This is a genomic window from Mesorhizobium sp. GbtcB19 (genome assembly GCF_019091085.1).
Classification (GTDB): Bacteria; Pseudomonadota; Alphaproteobacteria; order Rhizobiales; family Rhizobiaceae; genus Mesorhizobium.
This window is the reverse complement of sequence record NZ_JAGXJY010000018.1, coordinates 15403-37639: the sequence shown is the minus strand read 5'-3', so window position 1 is coordinate 37639 and position 22237 is coordinate 15403. Positions and strand designations below refer to the sequence as shown.

Genomic DNA, 22237 nt, shown 5'->3' with positions numbered 1-22237 from the left:
GTAAGGCTCAGTAGGCCGTGGCGGAGCCCGGCATCGCCTGCAGGCGATCAATGTCCCGGCGCGGCGGAGCGCCGAACAGGCGGCGATATTCGCGGCTGAACTGCGAGGGGCTGTCATAGCCGACCGCGAAGCCGGCCGTGCCCGCGCTCGCCCCGTCCGCCAGCATCAGCCTTCGCGCTTCCTGCAGTCGTAATTGCTTTTGGTATTCGAGCGGGGTCATGCGGGTGATCGCCTTGAAGTGGGCGTGAAGCGACGATGGGCTCATGCCCGACGCGGCGGCAATCTCGTCGATCCGCAACTGCGTGTGGAAGCCGCCGCGGATCGTGGCGATGGCGCGGCTGATCTGGTTCAGGTGACTGCCCACGGACGCCATCTGGCGAAGCGTCGCGCCGTGCGGCCCGGTGAGCAGCCGGTAGAGGATCTCGCGCTCGATCAGCGGCGCCAGGGCCCCGATGCTCTCGGGGCGATCGAGCAACCTGACAAGCCGGCAGGCGGCATCGATCAGGTCAGGCTCGCCCGGATAGACGGCAAGTACGGGCGGGTCACCGCCGGGAGGAACGCTACCTTCCGTCAATAGCAGGTCGGCAAGGGCCGCGGAATTGAGATCGATCTTGCAGCAAAGATACGGCGCGTCGGGACTGGCCTCCAGCACATGGCCGACCAGATGCAGGTCGACCGAGACGAGAAGATAGCTCGAAGCGTCATAGACCACGCTCTGGCCGGCCAGCGAGACACGTTTCGACCCTTGGGCGATTATGCAAAGCGAGGCGTCATAGACCGCCGGCAGCGGCGCGCTGGGATGGTCGGCACGAAAGAGCGTCAACCGCGGCACCGCGGTGCCGGTCATGCCGGAAACCGGCGCGAACCGCGAGATTATCTGAGCCAGGTCGGCAATTTTGTCCATGCCGCATAAATCTGCATCGCGCGCCATGTTGCAAGGCTTGGTCGGCTCATTTGGAGGATCGTGCAAACTCTTTGGACGATCACGCTACCGCCATCCGGCTTCGAGCCACCATCTTGCGTCCCGTCACCGCAGACGAAGAAGGAAACGACCATGACGGGACTGAAAGACAAGATTGTGCTCATCACCGGCGCCTCGAGCGGCATCGGCGAAGCGACGGTTCGCGAGCTCGCCGCGGCCGGCGCCAGGCTGTTCATCGGCGCCCGCCGCACCGAGCGCCTGGCGGCGCTGGCGCGGGAAATCGGCGAAGGGGTCGCCTGGCGCGAGCTCGACGTGACGGATGCGGCGAGCTTCGACGCTTTCGCCGATGCCGCTCATGCGCAATTCGGGCGGATCGACGTGCTGGTCAACAATGCCGGCGTCATGCCGCTGTCCCCGCTTGCCGCGCTGAAGCGCGATGAGTGGGCGCGCATGATAAACGTCAACATCTTCGGCGTCCTGAACGGGATCGCCTCGGTGCTGCCCCGCTTCGTGGCGCAGAAGAACGGGCATATCGTCAACGTCGCGTCCGTCGGTGCGCATCTCGTGCTCCCAACCGCGGCGGTCTATTGTGGCACCAAATATGCGGTGTGGGCGATCACCGAAGGCCTGCGCCAGGAGCACGACGACATCCGCGCCACGATCATCTCCCCCGGCGTGACCGCGACCGAACTGGGCGACGACATCAGCGATCCCCAGGTGGCGTCGGCGCTGAAGGAGTGGCGCCAGAAGTCGCTGTCGCCGGTAGCCATAGCCCGCGCGATCCGCTTCGCCCTCGAGCAACCCGACGGCGTCGATGTCAACGAAGTGATCGTGCGCCCGACTGCGGCGAATATGTAGGGGCTTTGCTGCCAAGCGGCTTGCGGGCGAGTGAGTGAGCTCCCCGCGAGTCAGGCAGGAGGAGCGTGCCTGCTGCCGGTGGGCATCACCTCGCCCTCAATGCACCACCAACCTCACCCGCTCCCTTAACTCCCTCGGCGCCACATCATACTTGCTCTTGAACGCCCGTGAGAAATGCGCGCTCGAATTGAAGCCGCAGGCAAAGGCGATTTCGGAGATCGAGGCCGAGGCCCGTGCCGGCGAGAGCAGTTCCTCCTTGCTGCGCTCCAGCCGCCTGTCCCAGACGAAGCGCTCCAGCGTCATGCCTTCGCCTTCGAAGGCGCGGTGCAAATAGCGGCGCGAGCAGCCCATGTGGCGGGCGATGTCCTCGGCCGAGAGACTGCTGCGCGCGAGGTTGGCATCGATATAGGCGACGATGCGTTCGCGCAGCGCCTCCAGCGGCGAGCGGCGGAATTCCGGCGCCATCGGCTTGGCCTGGATCAGCCCGTTGACGAGCTGGATCAGGCTTTCGCCAACGCGGCGGCAGCCGGCTTCGTCGAGCTTGTGCGCCTCGCCGATCGCCATCTGCATCAGGCCGGACACGATATGGGTCAGGCTGTCGTCCTCGCCCGGCAGCGGCACCGGCGCTGAAAGCCGCGCCAGCGTCTCGTCGCCGAAGGTCGAGCGCGGCACCTGCAGGATGAGCTGGTCGACATCGGAAAGGTTCTGCAGCGAATAGCTGCGCACCGGATCATAGATGATCGCCGCGCGCGGGCCGAGATCGATCGCCGTCTCACGCTGCTCGAAGCGGCTGCGGCCCTTCAACTGCATCAGGATCTTGATCGCGTCCGGATCGAAGCTGCGCCAGAAGGCGCGGTCGTTGAGGACCAGATGCGACTTGGCCCGGATCTCCGACAGGCGGCAGGCGCCGAGATTGACCGAGACCAGTTTCGGCAGCGACGGCGCCTCGCCGCGCGAGAAACGCTGGGTGATCGGGCCGAACAGCATCCGCGAGGCTGACAGGAAGGCTTCGCCGTCGGCGACGCTCACATGATGGCCGTGCATCGTTTCCTCCTCCGGTTCATGAATTCCCGTCTTCGCGGGATTGAGACGCAACGGCGGAGCCGCTGCAACCGAAAAGGAAGTTAACATGCTAATCATCTCCACCGCAACGGTGGAGATGAGCAATGAACAGGCTGGCGTTTCGCGCCGGCCCGTTCGCTTGTCCTCGTCAGGCGGCCTTGACCTTCAGCTCTTCGGGGCCGCGCACCATGCGGGTGACGCCGGCGAAGTCGAGCTTGCCGGAACCGAGTACCGGCACTTTCGGCACCACGCGCACTTCGGCCGGCACCATCAGATCCATGGCGCCGTTTACCTTGGCGAAGGCGAGGAACTCCGCGCGCGTGGCTTTCGGCGCTTCGGTGATGAGGATCAGCTTCTCGCCCTTACGCGCATCGGGCAAGGTGGCGACCGCCGACAGCGAGCCTTTCCAGAGCTCGCCGGCCAGCGCCTCGACCGCGGCCAGCGACACCATCTCGCCGGCGATCTTGGCAAAGCGCTTGGCGCGGCCGCGGATCGAGATGAAGCCGGCATCGTCGACGGTGACGACATCGCCTGTGTCATGCCAGCCATCGGCCAGCGGCTCGATCACGCCGGGATTTTCGGCCCGCAGATAGCCTGCCATGACGTTCGGTCCACGCACGAACAGCCGCCCGCCTTCGTCGACGCCTGGCACCGGCTCCAGCCGGTACTCCATGCCGGGCATGATTTTGCCGACGCTGCCCGACTTGTTGTACATCGGCGTGTTGATGGCGATCACCGGCGCGGTTTCGGTCACGCCGTAGCCTTCCAGGATGCGCAGGCCGAACTTCTCCATATAGATCGTGCGCGTCGCCGCCTTCACCGGCTCGGCGCCGGCGAAACAGTAACGCACCGAACGGAAGTCGTAAGGATGCGCCGTGCGAGCATAGCCCGACAGGAAGGTGTCGGTGCCGAAGATGATCGTGGCGTTCGAGGCGTAGATCAGTTCCGGCACGATGCGGTAGTGCAGCGGCGAGGGGTAGAAATAGACAGGCACGCCCGAGATCAGCGGCAGCATCGTGCCCGCCGTCATGCCGAAGGAGTGGAAGATCGGCAACACGTTGAACACCTTGTCGCCCGAATGGAAGTCGATGCGCGAGGCGGCCTGGGCGGCATTGGCCAGGATGTTGCGGTGGGTGAGCACCACGCCCTTCGGCGTGCCTTCCGAGCCCGAGGTGAACAGGATCGCGGCCGGATCGTCCGCCTTGCGCGCCACCCGCGGCGTCGACTTGCGCAACAGGCCGAGCAGCTTGTCCTTGAGGCCGATGGTGGCGCGTAAATCGTCGAGCCAGACGATGTCGACCGAACGGCCGATCTCCTCGACTACCGGACCGAGCTTTGCCTGTTCGACGAAGGCGCGCGAGGTGAGCACGGTGCGCACTTCGGCCGCCTTGCAGGCCGAGAGGATGTTGGCGGCGCCGGCGGTGAAGTTGATCATCGCCGGAACCTTGCCGGCCGACATGACGCCGAGCAGCGCAGCGCAGGCGCCGTTGGCGTTGGGCAGCATGATGCCCAGCGTCTGCTGCCCGGCATAGAGGTGCTCGAACTTCTCGCCGAGCACCGCGGCGGCCGTCAGCAGCTTGCCGTAGCTCAGCGAACCGGTGACCGGATCCTGGACGGCGAGCTCCTTCATGCCGCGCTCATGCGCCGTCTCGATGATCTTCTCCAGCACCGTCTTGTCGATGTCCTGGGTGCGGAAGACGAGGTCCGACATCACCTGGTAGAGCGCGGAGCCCGCGGCTGCACGGCGCTGGCGGCCCTTCAGCTCCTGCTGAACTTCGAGCTTCACCGGCTCCAGGATGGTCACCTTGACCTTCGGGAACAGGCGACGACGCACATGCTGCGAGGAGAGCCGCGAGAAGTAGCTCTTCTCCAGCCCGTCGATGCGCACCGGCACCACCATCGAGCCGGTCTTGTCGGCAACCATGGCGGCGCCGTCATAGACCTTCATCAGGCCGCCGGTGACGGTGATGCGTCCCTCCGGGAAGATGACCAGCGGATCGCCGCCCTGCACGATCTTGATCAGCGTGCGGGTCGACATCGGCTTGGCCGGATTGAGCGGCAGCGCGCGGGCGAGCTTCATGAACGGCTTCATCCACCATGCCTGCGCGATCGTGTAGTCGATGGCGAAGACCGGCTCCTCGTCGGTCAGCGTCAGCGCCAGCGGGCCGTCGAGGAAGCTGACATGGTTGAGCGCCAGGATCGGCGCCTTGCCGGCCGCCTTGAGGTTGTCCAGCCCCTCGACCTCCAGCCGCAGGAAGGCGCGGAACAGGATCGAGACGAAGTCGCGGAACGGATTGGTCGGCAGGAATTTCAGCATCAGCCAGGCCGCGATGGCGTTGGCCACGACGAGGCCGAACAGGATGCCCGCGATCGAGACGCCCGCGGCCTGGATGGCCGCGACGAGGATGCTGCCAACCGTCATGAAGCCGGCATTGACGATGCTGACCGCGGCGACGACACGGGCGCGGCGCGCCTCCGGCGACCAGGCCTGCACGGCGGCGAAGGTCGGCACCACCAGGAAGGCGGCGGCAATCGCCATGCCGGCGAGGTCGATGGCGACACGGATGGTGTTCGGGCCGGCGAAGAAAGCGGCAAGCGTCTCGGTCTTGGGCGAAGGCTGCATGCTCCAGATGGTCCAGGCCAGATGCAGGCCGAACAGCGCGAGCAGCGCCGTGCCGACGGGCGCCGGCAGCAGCACCATACGGCCCTGCGACATCCAGGCGGCGATGGCCGAGCCGATGGCGATGGAGACGGCGAACACGGCGAGATAGGCGGTGACCGCGATCTCGTTGCCGCCGAGCGAATCCTTGATCATCGTCGGCAGGATCGACAGCACGATGGCGCCGACCAGCCAGAACCACGAGGTCATCAGGCCGGCGCGCCAGATGCGCGTGTCGGTTCGCAAGTCGGCGACCTGCCGCCACGTCGAACGGAAGATGTTCTTGTCGATGACGAGGTTGGGGGCGGCCGAGCCGGTGGAAGGGATGTAGCGGCTGGCAAGCCAGCAGGCGACGGCCAAAGCCATCATGATCGGCCCGAACACCGTGACGCCGATGCCGTCGGCGGAGACGACGCCGCCGGCGATGGTGCCGCCCAGGATCGCGGCGAAGGTCGCCGACTCGATCCAGGCATTGGCCTTGGGCAGTTCCTTGCGCTCCAGGTGATCCGGCAGGATGCCGTATTTGATCGGCCCGAACAGCGCCGAGATGATGCCGAACATCAAGAGCGCCGTCATCAGCACCGGGATCGACGACAGCGCGATGCCGGCGACCGAGACGGCGGCCGCGGCGATCTCGGTGAATTTCAGCCGGCGTGCGATCAGCGCCTTGTCGAAGCGGTCGGCGATCTCGCCGCCCAGCGCCGAAAGCAGCAGGAAGGGGGCCATGAAAATGGCGCCGGCCAGCGTCACCAGCGAAGCGGCCTGGTCCTTCGCCAGCGTGAAGAGAATGAGGAACACCAGCGTGTTCTTCAGGAAGTTGTCGTTGAAGGCCGAGAGGAATTGCGTCCAGAAGAGAGGCGCGAAGCGCCGCGACATCATCAGATGGGTGTTCATGGCAATTTCCATTGGGCAAGGCCGCCTGGCAATCCGAGCGGACTGAGCGTGCACTTGCGCGGTTTGAGCCTTGTTTATCGGGAAGCGGTTAAACTTCGTTACTGCGATTTATTCCAATCCATTTGTTTCTTGCCCTCGGCGCCCCGCATCTGTCGTCCGCGATCGGTCTCCAGGGCTTGCAGGCGCTCGAATATTTGCGGGCATGGCTGTCGGTCAGCATCGATATGGTCCTTTCGTTTCAGGCTTAGGCTGCGTCGGCGCAGGCTTGTTTCAGACCGGATACATTCTCTTGAACGTTGTTCACAAGCGCACCATAGCACATCGTGAACGGCGTTCAAGAGAAAAATGAACGATGTTCACAAACTGGACCGGTAGGTTAAAAATGACGAAAGGCAGGGGCCGGCGGCTTCCGGCGCTTGGGGCGCCTCACCCCTCGCCGGTCAGTCGCGCGGAGATCATCCTTGCCGCTCTGACGGCCGCTTCGCCCTGGCTGGCCGCGATCGCATCGTCGATGCGCGAGACGGGCGAGGCGACCGACAGCGTGCCGACCGGCTGGCCGTCGGCGCCAAGGATCGCGGCGCCGATGCTGTGCACGCCTTCCTCATAGCCCTGCGAACTGCGCGAATAGCCGCTTGCTGCCGCAAACGCGATGGCTTTGGCCAGAGTCTCCGGTCCAGTCATTGTATGCGCGGTGAAGGCTTGCAGGGGCTTTTCGAGATAGGCGCTGACCACCTCCAGGCGCGAGGCGGCGAGGAAGGCGATCCCCGAGGCGGTGCCATGCAGCGGCAGCACCTGGCCGACATCGACATTGACGCGGTTGGCCTTGGCCGACAGCTCGACATGGAGCGTCAGCAGCGCGCCGGCGCTGAATTCCGATAGATGCACCGTCTCGCCGGTTTCGAGCGACAACTCGCGGATGACAGGTGCTGCGAGGCGCACGAAGGGGAAATGCGCGTCGCGGATACGGGCGAGCCGCGACAGACCGGCGCCCAGCCGGTAGCGGCGGCTCTTCGGTTCCTGCTCGATCAGCCGGTGACCGGCAAGCGCCATCAACAGGCGCCTGGCGGTCGCCTTGTCGAGCCCGGCGCGGCGGGCGAGATCGGAGAGCCCGATCTCAGGCTCATGCAGTGTGAACAGCTCCAGCAGCGACACCGCCTTGCTCACCGTGCTCATCGTCCATTCTCCGAGATACTTCGCATGTGAATTAACTTGACAGGCGCCCGTCCTGCCTTCAGTGTGTCTATAACATACAAAACACTGGTTCAAATAGTGAACCGATTGGGAACGGATATGCGCTCCGGAATTTTGCGCGCCAGGGAGAGTTCAGCGCCGTGACGGCCGCCAGCAAGACTGCTTCGCAACCCGCAACGATCGACAGCCTGCTCGACCGCGAGCAGGCGCGGTTCCTCGCCACGCATCCGCGCTCGGCGGCGGCCTGGGAGGAGGGCAAGACGCATTTCCTCTATGGCGGACCGTCGCACTGGATGCGCCGCTGGGCCGGCGGCTTCCCGGTCTATGCCGCTTCGGCGCGCGGCGCGCATATCCGCGACATCGACGGCCACGACTATGTCGACTTCGCGCTGGGCGACACCGGCGGCATGTGCGGCCACGCGCCCGAGGCGGTGACGCGCGCGGCGCTCCACCAGTTGCAGAACGGCACCACGATGATGCTGCCCACCGAGGACAGCCTCTGGGTCGGCGCAGAGCTCGCGCGCCGCTTCGGCCTGCCTTACTGGACGCTGACCACCTCGGCCACGGACGCCAATCGCGGCGCCATCCGCATCGCCCGCATGATCACCGGTCGCCCGAAAGTGCTGGTCTTTTCCGGCTGCTATCACGGCGGCGTCGAGGAGGCGCATGTCGAGATCCGCGACGGGCGCGTCGGCCTGCGCAACATGATCCACCCGAACGGCGTCGATCATTCCGCGGTCTCCCGGGTCGTCGAGTTCAACGATGTCGCGGCGCTCGAGGAAGCGCTGTCGCATGGCGACGTCGCCTGCGTTTTGACCGAGCCGCTGATGACCAATTTCGGCATGATCCCGGTCGCCGAGGGTTTCCACACCGCACTGCGCGAGATCACCCGCCGCACCGGCACGGTGCTGATCATCGACGAAACGCACACCATCTCCAGCGGCCCTGGCGGCTACACCGCGCTGCATGGTCTGGAGCCGGACATTCTGGTCGCCGGCAAGGCGATCGCCGGCGGCATTCCGGCCGGCATCTTCGGCGTCTCCCAAGAGATCGCCGAGCGGCTCTGGAAGATCGTGCCGATGGTCAATCCGCGCGTGCGCCAGTCGGCGCATCTCGGCATCGGCGGCACGCTGGCAGGCAACGCGCTCACCGTCGCCACCATGCGCGCGGTGCTGGAAGAGGTGCTGACGCCGGCGAATTTCGACCTGATGATCGCCAACGCCACGAGCCTTGCCGACGCAGCGTGGGGCATCATCCGCGCCAATGATTTGCCGTGGCATGTGACGCAGACCGGCGCCCGCGCCGAGATCATGTTCATGCCGCATCCGCCCCGCAACGGCGCCGACGTCATTGCCGGCCGGCGCGGCGATCTCGAGACGCTTTTGCACGCCTTCTACATGAACGAAGGCATATTGGTGACGCCGTTCCACACCATGTTCCTGATGTGCCCGGCGACGTCGCCGGCCGATGTCGACCGTCACACCGAAGTCTTCGGCCGTTTCGTCGATCTCGTCCGCGGCGCGGGCGTCGTCTGAGCCATGGCGAACCCGTTCGACCTCACGGACAGGACAGCGCTGGTAACCGGTGGCGGGCGCGGCATCGGTGCGGCAATCGTCACGCGCTTCGCCGAGGCCGGCGCCTCGGTCGTTATCGCCAACCGCTCGCTCGACATCGCGGAGGCGCTTGCCGCCGAGCTGTCCACGCGCGGCCTCTCCGTCCGCGCCGTCGCGCTTGCCGGGCTGGACCGCGCAGCGTTGCACGCACTCGTCGGCGATATCGTGCGCAAATCCAGCCGGCTCGACATTGTCGTCCACAATGCCGGCGGCTGCCCCTGGGCCTCGGTCGAGGAGCTCGACGAGGACAAGCTCGAAGAGGCGCTGGCTGTCAATCTGAAAGCCTGCTTCTGGCTGGCGCAGGCGGCGGCTCCGGCGATGCGCGCCAATGGCTTTGGCCGCATCCTTGTCACCTCATCGGTATCGGCGCGGGTGGCCATGGCCGGCGGCGCGCATTATTCGGCGGCCAAGGCAGGCGTCAACGCCTTCATCCGTGGCGCCGCGTTCGAGCTCGCCCGCGACGGCATCACCGTCAACGGCGTCGAGCCGGGCTTCATCGCCAAGCCGGGCAGGGGCACGATGAGCAAGCCGGAAGTGGCGGACCGACTCGGGCGGTTCATCCCGATGGGCCGCCTCGGCGAGGCCGACGACATCGCCTACGCCATGCTCTACCTCGCCTCGGAGCAGGCAAGATACACCACAGGCCAGACCATCGTCGTCGACGGCGGCTCGACCTTGCCCGAGACCGGCTACGCCGTCGAGCGGCATTGGGGGCTCGCGTGAGCCGCCGCCTCGAAGGCCGCACGGCCCTGGTGACCGGCGCCGCCACCGGCATGGGCCGCGCCACGGCTGAACTGTTCGGTCGCCACGGGGCCAAGGTCATCGCCTTCGGTCACGGCGAGGCCGTGCTGGAGGAAGCCGCCAAGGCAAGCGGCGGCATTGCCGTGCGTGGCGACATCACCAATGCCGGCGACATCGCCCGCGCCATCGATGCCTGCGGCAGCCGCCTCGACATCGTCGTCAACGCCGCCGGCGTCATGATCCTCGACGAGCCGGAGACGCTGAGCGACGAAACCTGGGCGAAGAGCTTTGCCGTCAACGTCACCGGCTCGATGATGGTGTGCCGCGCGGCGCTGCCGCTGCTCAAGGAACGCGGCGGCGCGATCGTCAACATCGCCTCGGTCGGCGCCTTCAACGCCAGCGGCCAGAACGCCGCCTATTCGGCGAGCAAGGCGGCGCTCGTCTCCTACACGCGCTCGCTCGCCTTCGCGCATGGCCCGGACGGCATCCGCGCCAACGCGGTGGCGCCCGGCTGGGTGCGTACGCCGATGAGCGTCTACGAGATGAAGGTCGCCGCAAGCGCCAATGGCTCGACGCCGGAGGACGAGTTCGCGGCACTTACCAACCGCATCGCGCTGCGGCGCGTCGCCGAGCCTGAAGAGATCGCCTCCTGCTGCCTGTTCCTTGCGTCGGACGAAGCGTCCTTCGTCACCGGCGCGGTGCTGGTGGCGGATGGCGGCGGCCGCGCGCCGACACAGAACAGGGCGGTGTGACGTGACCTGAAATTGGCCTGTCCGGCCGGCGTGGAGGCGCCGACGTACGGGAGAGGAGGAGATAAGAATGCCCGACAGAAGTGCCGACCTGGTTCTCACCAATGGCCGCATCTACACGCTCGACCGCAAGCGGCCCTGGGCTTCGGCCGTTGCCGTCAAGGGGGGCCGGATCGTCGCGGTCGGCGAGGGCGCTGATGTCGCCGCACTGACAGGCGCGGCCACGCGCGTCGTCGACCTCAAGGGCGCGACGACGATGCCGGGCATCGTCGACGTGCATGCGCATCTGATGATGGGCGGCCAGGCCGAGCTTTTCGAATTGCGCTTCCCGCCGACCGCGAGCTTCGAGACGCTGATCGCGCGCGTCGGCGAGGCGGCCGGCAAGGCGCCGGAAGGTTCCTGGATCATCGGCGGCCAATGGGGCAGCGATCTCTTGCCGAAGCTCAACCGGCTGGAGGCGCTGGCGGCGCTCGACCGCGTCAGCCAGGGCCGGCCGGTGATGCTGCGCGACGACACCTATCACAACCGCTGGGTCAACTCGCAAGCGCTCGTTCTCGCCGGCCTGTCCGCTTCGTCGCCCGATCCGGAGAAGGGCTCGATCGGCCGCGATCCGGCGACCGGCGCGCTGACCGGCATGATGATCGAATCCGCCGCCGGCATCGTCGAGCGCACCATCGCGCAAGCCGGCCATTACACCGAGGAGATGGACCGCGCCGCGATGGCGCGCTCGATCGCGACGCTCAACTCCTACGGCGTCACCGCATTCCTCGACGCCGCCGCCATGCAGCCGATCCTGGCGGCCCTGAAAGGCCTAGACGATCGCGGCGAGCTCACCGCCTGGTCGGTCTCTGCGATGCCCGCCGTCGAGCCGTCCTTCATGTTCGGCATCGCCGGCGACGCGCTGATCGCGCTGCGCGAGCAATATCGCGGCGTCCACGCCAAGCCGGATTTCGTCAAGATTTTCCTCGACGGCGTGCCGGGCGCCCGCACTGCCGCCTTCCACGAGCCTTACACCAAGGATCCGGTGCTCGGCTGCTGCTTCCGCGGCTCGACCATCGTCACCGTACCGGAGCTGATCCGCTGGGTCGGCAAATGCGAAAAGCTCGGCCTCGGCGTCAAAATCCATTGCGCCGGCGATGCCGCCGTCAGCCAGGCGCTGGATGCGATCGACGTCGTGCGCTCCTTCAACGGCCCGACGAAGGCAATGCACCACATCGCGCATGCGAGCTACATCGCGCCGGACGACATCGCCCGTTTCGCCGAGCTCGGCGTCGTCGCCGATCTCTCGCCCTTCCTGTGGTATCCAACGAGCTTCCTCGAAGGCCACAAGCAGACCATGGGCGAGGCGCGCGCGCTGCGCTTTTGGCCGAACAGGGACCTGCTCGCCGCCGGCGCGCTGCTGGCCGGCGGTTCCGACTGGCCGGTGATGCCGAACCCCGATCCGTGGGACGGCATCGAAGGCCTGGTGACGCGACGCAACCCGAGCGGCGAGTTCCCCGGCGCCGCACTCTGGCCGGAGCAGGCGATCGATGTCGCCACGGCGCTCGAGATCTTCACCATCAACTCCGCCCGCGCCATCGGCCTTGCCGACACCGTCGGCTCGATCGAGGTCGGCAAATCCGCCGACCCCATCGTGCTCGACCGCAACGTGCTGGAGACGCCGGCCGAAGACCTCGCCGACACGAAAGTGCTGACGACGTATTTCGAGGGGAGGGTGGTCTATGAGCGCGCCTGATCCCGCGAGCGGCGCCAGGATCCCGGTGACGGTCCTCACCGGCTTCCTGGGCAGTGGCAAGACGACGGTGCTCAACCGCCTGCTGCGCCAGCCGTCGCTGGCAGGTGCCGCCGTCATCGTCAACGAGTTCGGCGCCGTCGGGCTCGACCATCTGCTGATCGAGGCCAGCGAAGAGCAGTTCACGCTGCTCGACAATGGCTGCGTCTGCTGCACGGTGCGCGGCGATCTCATCACCACGCTGAAGGAACTCTCCCGTAGGAGCAGTGTCGGCGAAACGCCGCCGCTCTCGCAGGTGATCATCGAAACGACCGGGCTCGCCGACCCGGCGCCGATCCTGCATACGCTGATGGCCGAAACCGAGCTCATGACTCGCTTTCGCATCGGAAGCGTCGTCACCACCGTCGATGCGGTGAATGGCGCGGCGACGCTTGACCGCCATTCCGAAGCGGCGAAGCAGGTGGCGGTCGCCGACCGACTGCTGATCACCAAGACCGATCTCGCCTCTGATGAAGTGCTCCGCGATCTCGGGCACCGACTGGAGCATCTAGCGCCAGCCGTCGAGCAAACCATTGCTCGAAACGGCGAAGTCGAACTCGATCTGCTGGCGAGTCTGTCCGCCGATGCTGCGGCGGATGTGAACCACATCGCCATGCGGCTGGAAGCCGCCGCGCATCACGACCATGACTGCGGACCGGATTGTCATCATGGTCACGTTCATCATCACGACACCCATCACGGCATCCAATCATTCAGCTTCATCATCGACAAGCCGGTCGAGTGGCGCGCCTTCGCCCGCTGGCTCGACTATGTCGCTGCGCTGAAGGGCGAGGACCTGCTGCGTTTCAAGGGCCTCGTGCATGTCACGGACGAGCCGGAGCGGCCGCTGGTGCTGCACGGCGTCCAGCATGTCTTTCATCCGCCGGCGCGGCTCGATCGCTGGCCGTCAGCGGACCGCCGCACCCGCCTGGTGTTCATCGTCCGCGACATCGAGCGCGAGACCATCGCGCGCACGCTGGTGAAGTTCGCGGCGATCGACGCCGCGAGCATCGCGCCGCCGACGCTCGCCGCCGCCTGAAACCAAACAACGCATGACAAAAATGGGAGAGTGAACATGCATTGGAAATCGAGACTGCTCGCGGCGGCATTGGCCTCCATCGGGCTTGCCGCCGTAGCCGGCACGGCGTCCGCCGCCGGCCCGACCTGCAAGGACGGCGCCATCAAGGTCGGCGCTGTGTCGACGGTTACAGGCCCGGCTGATTTCAGCGAAGTGCCCAAGGCAACGCAGGCCGCCTTCGATGCCGTCAATGCGGCGGGCGGCATCAATGGCTGCAAGATCGACTACACCATCGCCGACGACAAGGCCGATCCGGCGGTGGCCGCGCAAGCCGCGCGCGACCTGATCGACAACAAGGAGGCCGTGGCGCTGGTCGGCTCGGCGAGCCTGCTCGATTGCGCGGTCAACTCCGCCACCTACAGCCGCAAGAAGATCCTTTCGGTACAGGGTCTCGGCGTCGACGCCGCCTGCTTCTCCTCGCCCAACGTCTCGCCCGTCAATGTCGGGCCATACACGCTGTCGACGGCGATGGCCTACTACGCCACCAACGAGCTGAAGACGAAAAAGCTCTGCGCCTTCTTCATCATCATCGGCGGTACCCAGGAGGCATATAAGAAGGCGATCGAGAACTGGGAGAAGATCAGCGGCCAGAAAATCCACCTGATCGACCTGACGCTGCCCTTCCAGGGCGATCTGACGCCCTATGTCATCAAGGCGCGCGACGCCGGCTGCGACGCGGTGCTGACCAACCAGGTCGAGCCGCAGGTGGTGCAGCTGATCAAGACTGTCGATGCGCAGAAGATCACCGGCATCAACTGGCTGTTCCTGGCGCCCGGCTACACCGAGCAGGTCGCCAAGGCGCTGGCCGACACCAAGCAGCCGATCTATGTCGGCACCGAATGGGAGCCCTATACCGAGAAGAACTCGGCCGCGAACGCGCAGTGGATTGCCGACATGCAGAAGGCAAACCGGCCGCTCACCGCCTTCTCGCAGGGCGGCTACCTCGCTGCGGAATTGTTCCTCAAGGTGGTCGCCTCGATCGACGGCGAGGTGACGCGCGAAAGCGTCGCGAAGGCGCTGCACGACATGCAGCCGCTCAGCAATCCGCTCGCCGGCTCGCCTTACGTCTTCGGCAAGGCCAAGACGCATTCGCCGATGCAGGCCACCAAGGTGATGAAGCTCGAGTCTGGCGCCTGGAAGGTCGAGACGCCGGACTGGATCGTGCTGCCGCAGGCCAAGTGAGGTCCTCCCGGGCGTCGGCGCTGCCCCTTGTAACCAGCCCTTTCTCCCCGTTCACGGGGAGAAATGTCCGGCAGGACAATGAGGGGCGGCGCCGACCTCGACAGATATCAGGGCCGATGCCGGCTCGCTTCCGGATTGGGAAAAAATGAACGCTCTACTCACATCCGCCGTGGCGGGACTGACGGCCGGGGGCACCTACGCCCTGCTCGGCGTCTGCGCCGTCTTCACCTACCGGCTCGTCGCCGTGGTGAACTTCACTGGAGCCGCGATCGGTACCGCCGGCACCTTCGTGCTGATCGCGCTGTTCGAGGCGGGCTTCCCCATCTGGCCCTCGGTGCTGGCGGGCATCGCGGCCGGCACGCTGACCGGCGTCGCCATCGGCTACATCATGACCAGGTGGTTCGGCGAGGCGAGCGCCTCGACCAAGGCGGCGGTGACGGTGGCGCTGCTCGTCGGCCTGATCGCCGTAGGTCTTCGTCTCACCGGCGGCCAGCATCCGCATAACATGCCGGATCTGTTTCCGGGCTCCGCCTTTCGTCTCGCCGGCGTCGAGGTGACCATCGCCTCGGTGCTCACCATCGGCCTGGCAGTGCTGTTCACCATCCTCTCCGACCTCTTCCTCAACCGCACCAAAATTGGTCTCAACCTGCGCGCGCTGGCCGACCGGCCGATGGCAGCGGAGCTGCTCGGCGTGCGCGTGCAGCTCCTGTCGCTGCTGGTCTGGGGCATGACCGGCGCCTTCACCACTTTCGCATTGATGATCATCGCGCCGCAGCGCTCGCCGAACTTCATGACGCTCAGCCTGCTCGTGGTGCCGGCGCTTGCCGCGGCGCTCATCGGCGTCTTCCGCAGCTTCTGGTGGACGCTTGCCGGCGGCATCGCGCTCGGCATCGTCGAAGGGCTGGCAAGCTCTATCGACTCTGTCAGCCAGTACCGCAGCGCCATTCCCTTCCTGGTGGTGCTCGCCGTTCTCCTCTGGTCGCAGCGGGAGGCCCGTTGGGATGAAGCGCGCTAGTCTTCGAGCCTCGTTGACCCTTACCGTCTTGGCGCTGGTCGCCGGCGGCGTCGCCTATGCCGGCCTGCTGCCCTCCTATTGGGTGTTCCTGGCAACCTCGGTGCTGATCACCGGCGTCGCCTTGCAGAGCCTCGGCCTCGTCGCCGGCCGCACCGGCATGATCGCGCTCTGCCAGATGTCCTTCGCCGGCGTCGGCGCATGGACCGTCGGCTATCTCAACCTCGCCGAGGCGCCTGGCGGCCTTGCGGCGTGGATCCTGGTCGGCGGCTTGGCGGCTGTGCCGTTCGGCGTTGCCATCGGTCTGCCGGCGCTCAGGCTGCGCGGCATCAACCTCGCCATCGTCACGCTCTCCTTCGCCACCGCCTTCGACACCATTCTCGCCACCATGACCTATCCCGGCCAGACCGATTTCCTGCAGGTGCCGAGGCCGGAACTGTTCGACAGCGACGAGGGCTATTTCGTCTTCGTGCTGCTGTTCTACGTGGCGATCGCCGCGGCGCTGGAATTCATCAGCCGCTCGCGGCTCGGCGCGTCCTGGCTGGCCGTGCGCCACTCGGAACGTGCCGCCGCCGCGCATGGCGTCAGCATCGCCACCGCCAAGCTCTCGGCCTTCGCGCTGAGCGCCTTTGTCGCCGGCATTTCCGGCGGCCTGCTTGCCGGCTATCTCGGTACGCTGGTCGCCGAGAATTTCAGCATGATGCAGTCGCTCTCGCTCTATGCGGTGTCGGTGATGACCGGCGCGCATTTCGCCGAGGGCGCGATCATCGGCGGCCTGCTCGTCGTCATGTTCCCGGAAATCCTGCGCCGGCTCGACTGGCCGCAGGACATCGGCAACGTGCTCTTCGCCATCGGCGCCACCCAGGCTCTGTCGACCGGCGAGACGATGAGCGAGACCTTCCGTCGCCAGTTCCGCAAGCTGCTGCCGGCGCGAGCGCCGAAAGCAGCTGCCGCGTCTGTCGCGGGTCTGCCGGCGGCAATCGAGCGTGTCGCCGGGCCGGCGCTTACCATAGAGGGTTTGACGGTGCGCTATGGCAGCGTGGTCGCGCTGAACAATGTCAGCCTGAGCGTTGCCGCCGGCACCGTGGCCGGGCTGATCGGCCCCAACGGCGCCGGCAAGTCGACCTTCATCGATGCGGTCGCTGGCTTCCTGCCTTCCTATCAGGGCAGCGTGCGACTGGGCGGCAAGCCGCTCGAAGGCGTGCCGGCGCATCTGCGTGCCCGCGAAGGCGTGCGCCGCACTTGGCAGACCAACCGCATCGCGCCGGAGCTGACTGTCGGCGGCTATCTGGCTTTGGCGGCCAGGGGCCTGTCGGCGGGCGAGACCAGGGCGATCCTCGACTGGCTCGACTGTCCGCATCCCGACACGCTGGTTGCTTCGGTCGATGCCGGCACCAGGCGGCTGCTCGATGTCGCCGGCGTCGTCGCCGCTCGCCCGGCCGTGGTGCTGCTCGACGAGCCGGCTGCCGGTCAGTCGCATGAGGAGACGCTGCGGCTTGGACGGCGGATCGCCGAAATCCCGAAACTGTTCGGCTCGGCGGTGCTTCTGGTCGAGCACGATATGGATCTGGTACGGGCGGTCTGCTCGGAGGTCACCGTGCTCGACTTCGGCCAGGTCATCGCTTCCGGCCCGCCGGCCAAGGTGCTCAGCGAGCGCGCGGTGAAGAAGGCCTATCTCGGCATCGAGGAAGAGAGCGTGGCGGCATGAGCAGGCTCGTCGTTTCCAACATGTCGATCAACCGCGCCGAGCTGCCCGTCGTCACCGCGGTCGATCTCGTCGCGGAGAGCGGCGCGATCAGCGTCGTGTTGGGCGCCAACGGCGCCGGCAAGACGACGCTGCTCGAAGGCCTGTCGGGCATCATCCCGGTTGCCGGCGGCACCATCGCCATCGATGGCCGTGAATTGCAGAAGGCGCGTCCTGGCGCCCGCTCGCGCGAGGGCCTTGCCCATGTCGAGCAGGGCCGCACCGTCTTCCGCCAGCTCACGACCGAAGAGAATTTGCGCGTCAGCCTGCATCCCGGTGCCGACATCGCGGAAGCCTATGCGCTGTTTCCCGAGCTGGTGCAGCGCCGCGCGGTGAAGGCGAGCCTGCTTTCCGGCGGCGAGCAGCAGATGCTGGTGATTGCGCGTGCGCTTCTCACCCGCCCGAAGGTGCTTTTGATCGACGAGATGTCCGCCGGTCTCGCCCCGGTCATCGTCACGCGGTTGATGACGGCGGTGCGCAAGCTCGCCGATGGCGGCCTGGCCGTGGTGCTGGTCGAGCAGTTCGCGGCGCTTGCGCTGTCGATCGGCAACCGCGCCTATGTCATGCGCCGCGGCCGCGCCGTCTATGACGGCGACTGCGCGAAGCTCAGGCAATCGCCGGACGAGCTGCATCGGCTCTATCTCGGTGGGGCGGAAAGCGCTGTGCCGGCCTGACGGCCCGAAGAAGCAGCTGACGCTGCTTTGTCAGGAGGATAACGGAACGTTAGACAAGGCCTTCATTTTGCCGCGGCTGGAGCTACACCAGCGCGCCGCAAACGGCTATCAATCGTCGCGACATCATGCTTCGGGGTGGTGAGAGGCGCGCGGCTTGCAGCTGGATTTGAAAACAATCGAGGCTTTGGCCCCCGATCAGGCCTCGCTTGGCGCTGCCGCCAAGCTGACCAAGCGGTCGAACTGGCCCCGGCTCGAAGCGCATGAGCAGCTGCCGCTGATCTGGGGCGAATGCCAGGGCTCGGGCTCGAATCCCTACCGCGTCGCGTTCGATACCTCCGATCACGGCTACAAATGCACATGTCCGTCGCGAAAATTTCCCTGCAAGCACATATTGGCGCTGGCCTGGATCGGCGCCACGGCAGCCGACAGCTTCGTGCGCGTCGACCAGACGCCGGACTGGGTCAATGATTGGCTCGGCCGGCGCCGCAAGCCTGGCCAATCTCCAACACCGGCGGCAGCCAACTCCGAAGGCAAAAGCATCGACGAGGCGTCGCGGCCCGCGGAAAGCGCGCCGGTCGAGGACGCCGGGGCCGCCGAACGCCGCGAGGCGGCGCAACGCAAGCGGGCCGAGGACACGCGCAGTGCAGTTTCGGCAGCGCTCGACGAGCTCGACCAGTGGATCGCCGACCAGCTTCGGCTCGGCCTGGCCGGCTTCGTCGATGCCTCGAGCGAGCGCTGCCGCCGCATCGCGGCACGGCTTGTCGACCTGAAGGCGACGGCGCTGGCCGGCCGCATCGACGAATTGCCCGCGAAGCTGATGGCGCTGCGCAGCGAGGAGCGGCCGGACGCCGCGATCCGCGAGCTGGGCAAGCTGGTGCTGCTCGCCAAGGCCTGGCGCGCCGCGCCCGACGATGCCGAGCTGAAGCGTCTGGTCTCGACATCCGAGACGCGCGACCAGATTCTCGCCAATCCGGATGCCCTCCAGGTCGAGAGCGATTGGGAAGTGCTCGGCGAAAAGATCGAGACCCGCCGCGACGGCCTCGTCAGCCACGCGACCTGGCTGCTCGACCTGAAAAGCACGGCGCCGCGATTTGCGGTGCTGCTCGACTTCTTCCCGGCTTCGGCAGGGCGGCGCTCCGGCGCCTTTGCGCCGGGCGACCGTTTCAAGGCGAAGCTGGTATTCTATCCGTCGCGCAATCCGCTGCGCGCGCTGGTCGCGGAACGGCTGGGCGACGCGTCGCCGGGCAATTGGCCCGATTTCGCTGCGGACGCGGCCGGCGATCCGCTGGCCGCCTATGCCGCCTTCCAGGATGATGCGCCATGGCTGTCCGACTGTCCGGTCATCCTGCCGGCCGGCGCGATCGCGCTGGACGAAAAGGATAGCGCCTGGTGGCAGGCGGCAAGCGATCCGCATGGCATTGCCCTGCCTGTCGCGGGCTCCGTCAACCAGACTTTGCTCGGCCTCGATCTCGCGGCGACGGCAGCACTCTGGAACGGCGCCAGGCTCGAGCTTCTGGCGTCGCAAAGCAGCATGGGGAGGCTCGATCTGTCATGAACGAGCTCGATCAGGCAGGGCTGGCGAGACTGCGCGACGGCTGGATTTCGGGGGGCGCCGCATTCGAACTGGCTCCCGCCGAATGGAAGGAAGTCGCCGCGGCTGCCAGCCCGGACGAACAGGAGCGGCGGCTTTTGGCCATCGCCGCGCAGGCGCTGGATGTCGCGCTTCGCCCCGCGGCGCCGAAAACCTTGAAGCAGCGCCCGCCGCTGCCGGTGCTGGCTTGGCCGGTGCTCCCCGAACGGCTGCGGCCGTCGCTGCGCGCCGCATTGAAATATGCAGCCGATGCAAGGCTCAAGACTCGCGTGGCCACGCTCGTCGCCAGCCGGGGCTTCGTGCTGCACCCGATGGATTGGATGCCCACCGCGTCATCTCAGGAAAGTCCGGAGGTCTATGCTCCCTGGGTCGACTGGCAGGCAGGCGCGGACAGCGGCAAACAATCCCGACGCGAGCACCTGACGGCGGAAAGCTGGGACGATTTCTATCCAGCCGCGCGCCGTGGCGCGCTGATCGGTTTGCGGCGCTCCGCGCCCGCATTGGCGCGGACCCTTATCGAGACAAAAGGAGCAAGCGAATCCGCCGAGGTCAGGCTTGCGCTTATCGAGCTCATGCGCATCGGCCTGGGGGCCGACGACGTTCCGTTCCTGAAAAGCCTCTCCGCCGACCGCTCGGGGAAAGTGCGCGAAATGGCGGGCAGGCTGCTGGCAAGGTTGGGGGAGCACGGCAATCCGGCTAGCGGCGGGTCGGAAGACCCCGTAGCCGAGCTCGCCGCTTTCATCGAGGAAGGCAAATCCGGTTTCATCCGCCGCCGCACCACCTATTCGCCGATAAAACCCAAGTCACAGGCGCAACAGGCACGTCGCGCCGACTTGTTCGCCACCTGTTACTTCGGCGATCTCGTCGCCCGCTTCGGCAAGACGGAGCCCGATTTCATCGGCGCATGGCAGTTCGGCGTTGATGACGGTGCCGATCTCTTTCTGGTCCGAATGGTCTCGGTGTCCGGCGGCGATGCGGCGGTGGCCAGTTTGGCGGATCTGCTTGTCGCCGCTGGCGGCAGGCTGGCGCATCTCGCCCTCCAGCTCATGCTGCGTTTGGACAGCGGCAGGAAGCGAGATCTGATCAGGCAGATCCTGAATGATGCGCAAAACCTGGCCGCTCTCAACATGGTCGAGGGCGCTGAGGCAGGCTGGCTGGAGTGGGGCGACCTCGCGAAAGGCAAGACGCTTTTAGCGCTGCGGTCCGCCTTCTCGGGTGACAACGACGTCATCAAACGAAACGCCGAGCAACATCTCGAAACCCTGGGCTTTCTGGCCAATCCTGTGGCGGCGGAAAAATTGATCGGCGAGGTCGTCGCCGCCGGCCTGCCGCCCGCATCCCCATCGCTCGGCCTGCTGCGGCTCAACGCGGCACTGACCGAAAATCCAACCAAGTGATCAACCCGGAGAAGATCGCATGAACGCAGCCATCCGCCTTCCGGCCGAACAGGTCTATGCCGCCGAACTGCAGGCGCTGGCGCGCGGCGACGACCGCCAGAAGCCAGCCGGCTGGAGTCTGTCGCCCAGGGCCGTGCTCACCTATCTGATGGGTGGCAAGGCCAGCGACGGCACGGTGATCTCACCGAAATATGTCGGCCGCCGGCAATTGATGGAAACGGCGGTCGCCACGCTGGCGACCGACCGGGCGCTGCTTCTGCTCGGCGTTCCCGGAACGGCGAAATCCTGGGTGTCGGAACATCTCGCCGGCGCCATCATGGGCAATTCGACGCTGGTCGTGCAATGCACCGCCGGCACCGACGAGAACCAGATCCGCTATGGCTGGAACTATGCGCAGCTTCTGGCAAAGGGGCCGAGCCAGGAGGCACTGGTGCCGACGCCGCTCTACCGCGCCATGCAGGACGGCAAGCTCTGCCGTCTGGAAGAGCTGACGCGCATGGGCTCGGACGTGCAGGACACGCTGATCACCGTGTTGTCGGAAAAGATGATGCCGGTGCCGGAACTGAACACCTCGATCTATGCGCAGCGCGGGTTCAACATCATCGCCACCGCCAACAACCGTGACAAGGGCGTCAACGAGCTCTCCTCGGCGCTGAAGCGGCGCTTCAATGTCGTGGTGCTGCCTTTGCCGGACGATATGGCGGAAGAGGTCTCGATCGTCTCCCGCCGTGTCGGCGAGATGGCCGGCGGGCTGGACCTGCCGGTGCCGAAGAATGTCGGCGAGGAGATCGCCCGCGTGCTCACCATTTTCCGCGAACTGCGCTCCGGTGCCACCGCCGACGGCAAGGTGACACTGAAGACGCCGTCGGGCTCGCTCTCCACCGCCGAGGCCATCGCCACCATGGTCAGCGGCCTCAGCCAGGCGGCATGGTTCGACGATGGCAAGCTGCATGCCGAAGGCCTGGCACCAAGCCTCGTCGGCGCCATCGTCAAGGACCCGGTGCAGGACAAGGTCGTGCTGGAGGAATATCTGGAGACGGTGCTGAAGAAGCGGCCGGACTATGCCGGCTACTACGCGGCGCTCAACGCGGCCATCTGA

17 protein-coding genes are annotated in these 22237 nt (G+C 66.4%); 13 read left to right on the top strand and 4 right to left on the bottom strand.

Annotated elements, in window-relative coordinates:
- Positions 1-7: 7 nt before the first annotated feature.
- Positions 8-904, bottom strand: coding sequence for an AraC family transcriptional regulator (locus KVT37_RS25090; RefSeq protein ID WP_217577700.1), 897 nt, complete (start codon positions 902-904; stop codon positions 8-10).
- Positions 905-1054: 150 nt separating this feature from the next.
- Between KVT37_RS25090 and KVT37_RS25085 the strand changes: the two genes are divergently transcribed.
- A complete protein-coding gene (locus KVT37_RS25085; RefSeq protein WP_217577699.1) occupies positions 1055-1780 on the top strand; it encodes an SDR family oxidoreductase in 726 nt (241 codons plus the stop codon).
- 96 nt (positions 1781-1876) lie between these two features.
- On the opposite strand, the gene KVT37_RS25080 is transcribed toward KVT37_RS25085, so the two are convergent.
- From KVT37_RS25080 to KVT37_RS25070, 3 genes are all read right to left on the bottom strand, one after another.
- Positions 1877-2824 (bottom strand): helix-turn-helix domain-containing protein, encoded by a 948-nt coding sequence (locus tag KVT37_RS25080; protein ID WP_217577698.1) that lies wholly within the window; start codon positions 2822-2824, stop codon positions 1877-1879.
- Between the two features lie 166 nt (positions 2825-2990).
- Positions 2991-6395, bottom strand: coding sequence for an acyl-[ACP]--phospholipid O-acyltransferase (locus KVT37_RS25075; protein WP_217577697.1), 3405 nt, complete (start codon positions 6393-6395; stop codon positions 2991-2993).
- 426 nt (positions 6396-6821) lie between these two features.
- Entirely contained in the window at positions 6822-7568 is a 747-nt protein-coding gene (locus tag KVT37_RS25070) for an IclR family transcriptional regulator (protein WP_217577696.1), read from the bottom strand.
- Positions 7569-7726: 158 nt separating this feature from the next.
- Here KVT37_RS25070 and KVT37_RS25065 point away from each other — a divergent pair, with 158 nt between their 5' ends.
- The 12 genes from KVT37_RS25065 to KVT37_RS25010 all read left to right on the top strand — a co-directional run bounded on the left by KVT37_RS25065 (position 7727) and on the right by KVT37_RS25010 (position 22237).
- Positions 7727-9121, top strand: a complete 1395-nt coding sequence (locus KVT37_RS25065; protein ID WP_217577695.1) for a transaminase — start codon at positions 7727-7729, stop codon at positions 9119-9121.
- 3 nt (positions 9122-9124) lie between these two features.
- Complete coding sequence (locus KVT37_RS25060) at positions 9125-9922, top strand: SDR family oxidoreductase (protein WP_217577694.1); 798 nt, start codon at positions 9125-9127, stop codon at positions 9920-9922.
- On the top strand, positions 9919-10692 hold the full coding sequence (locus tag KVT37_RS25055; RefSeq protein WP_217577693.1) for an SDR family NAD(P)-dependent oxidoreductase: 774 nt from the start codon (positions 9919-9921) through the stop codon (positions 10690-10692). The genes KVT37_RS25060 and KVT37_RS25055 overlap by 4 nt, the downstream gene beginning before the upstream one ends.
- Positions 10693-10759: 67 nt before the next feature.
- A complete protein-coding gene (locus KVT37_RS25050; protein ID WP_217577692.1) occupies positions 10760-12424 on the top strand; it encodes an amidohydrolase in 1665 nt (554 codons plus the stop codon).
- Complete coding sequence (locus KVT37_RS25045) at positions 12411-13499, top strand: GTP-binding protein (protein ID WP_217577691.1); 1089 nt, start codon at positions 12411-12413, stop codon at positions 13497-13499. Before KVT37_RS25050 ends, KVT37_RS25045 begins: the two co-directional genes overlap by 14 nt.
- A gap of 36 nt (positions 13500-13535) precedes the next feature.
- Positions 13536-14720: an ABC transporter substrate-binding protein gene (locus tag KVT37_RS25040; protein ID WP_217577690.1), complete on the top strand. Its 1185-nt coding sequence runs from the start codon at positions 13536-13538 to the stop codon at positions 14718-14720.
- A gap of 145 nt (positions 14721-14865) precedes the next feature.
- Positions 14866-15735, top strand: a complete 870-nt coding sequence (locus tag KVT37_RS25035; RefSeq protein WP_217577689.1) for a branched-chain amino acid ABC transporter permease — start codon at positions 14866-14868, stop codon at positions 15733-15735.
- Entirely contained in the window at positions 15722-17440 is a 1719-nt protein-coding gene (locus KVT37_RS25030; protein WP_217577688.1) for an ATP-binding cassette domain-containing protein, read from the top strand. The genes KVT37_RS25035 and KVT37_RS25030 overlap by 14 nt, the downstream gene beginning before the upstream one ends.
- Entirely contained in the window at positions 17437-18150 is a 714-nt protein-coding gene (locus tag KVT37_RS25025; protein ID WP_217577687.1) for an ABC transporter ATP-binding protein, read from the top strand. Before KVT37_RS25030 ends, KVT37_RS25025 begins: the two co-directional genes overlap by 4 nt.
- A 154-nt stretch (positions 18151-18304) precedes the next feature.
- Positions 18305-19705 carry an SWIM zinc finger family protein gene (locus KVT37_RS25020; RefSeq protein WP_217577686.1) on the top strand — a complete coding sequence of 467 codons (1401 nt, stop codon included), beginning with the start codon at positions 18305-18307 and terminating at the stop codon, positions 19703-19705.
- Positions 19702-21138, top strand: a complete 1437-nt coding sequence (locus KVT37_RS25015) for a DUF5691 domain-containing protein (protein ID WP_217577685.1) — start codon at positions 19702-19704, stop codon at positions 21136-21138. The genes KVT37_RS25020 and KVT37_RS25015 overlap by 4 nt, the downstream gene beginning before the upstream one ends.
- A gap of 19 nt (positions 21139-21157) precedes the next feature.
- Positions 21158-22237 (top strand): AAA family ATPase, encoded by a 1080-nt coding sequence (locus KVT37_RS25010; RefSeq protein WP_217577684.1) that lies wholly within the window; start codon positions 21158-21160, stop codon positions 22235-22237.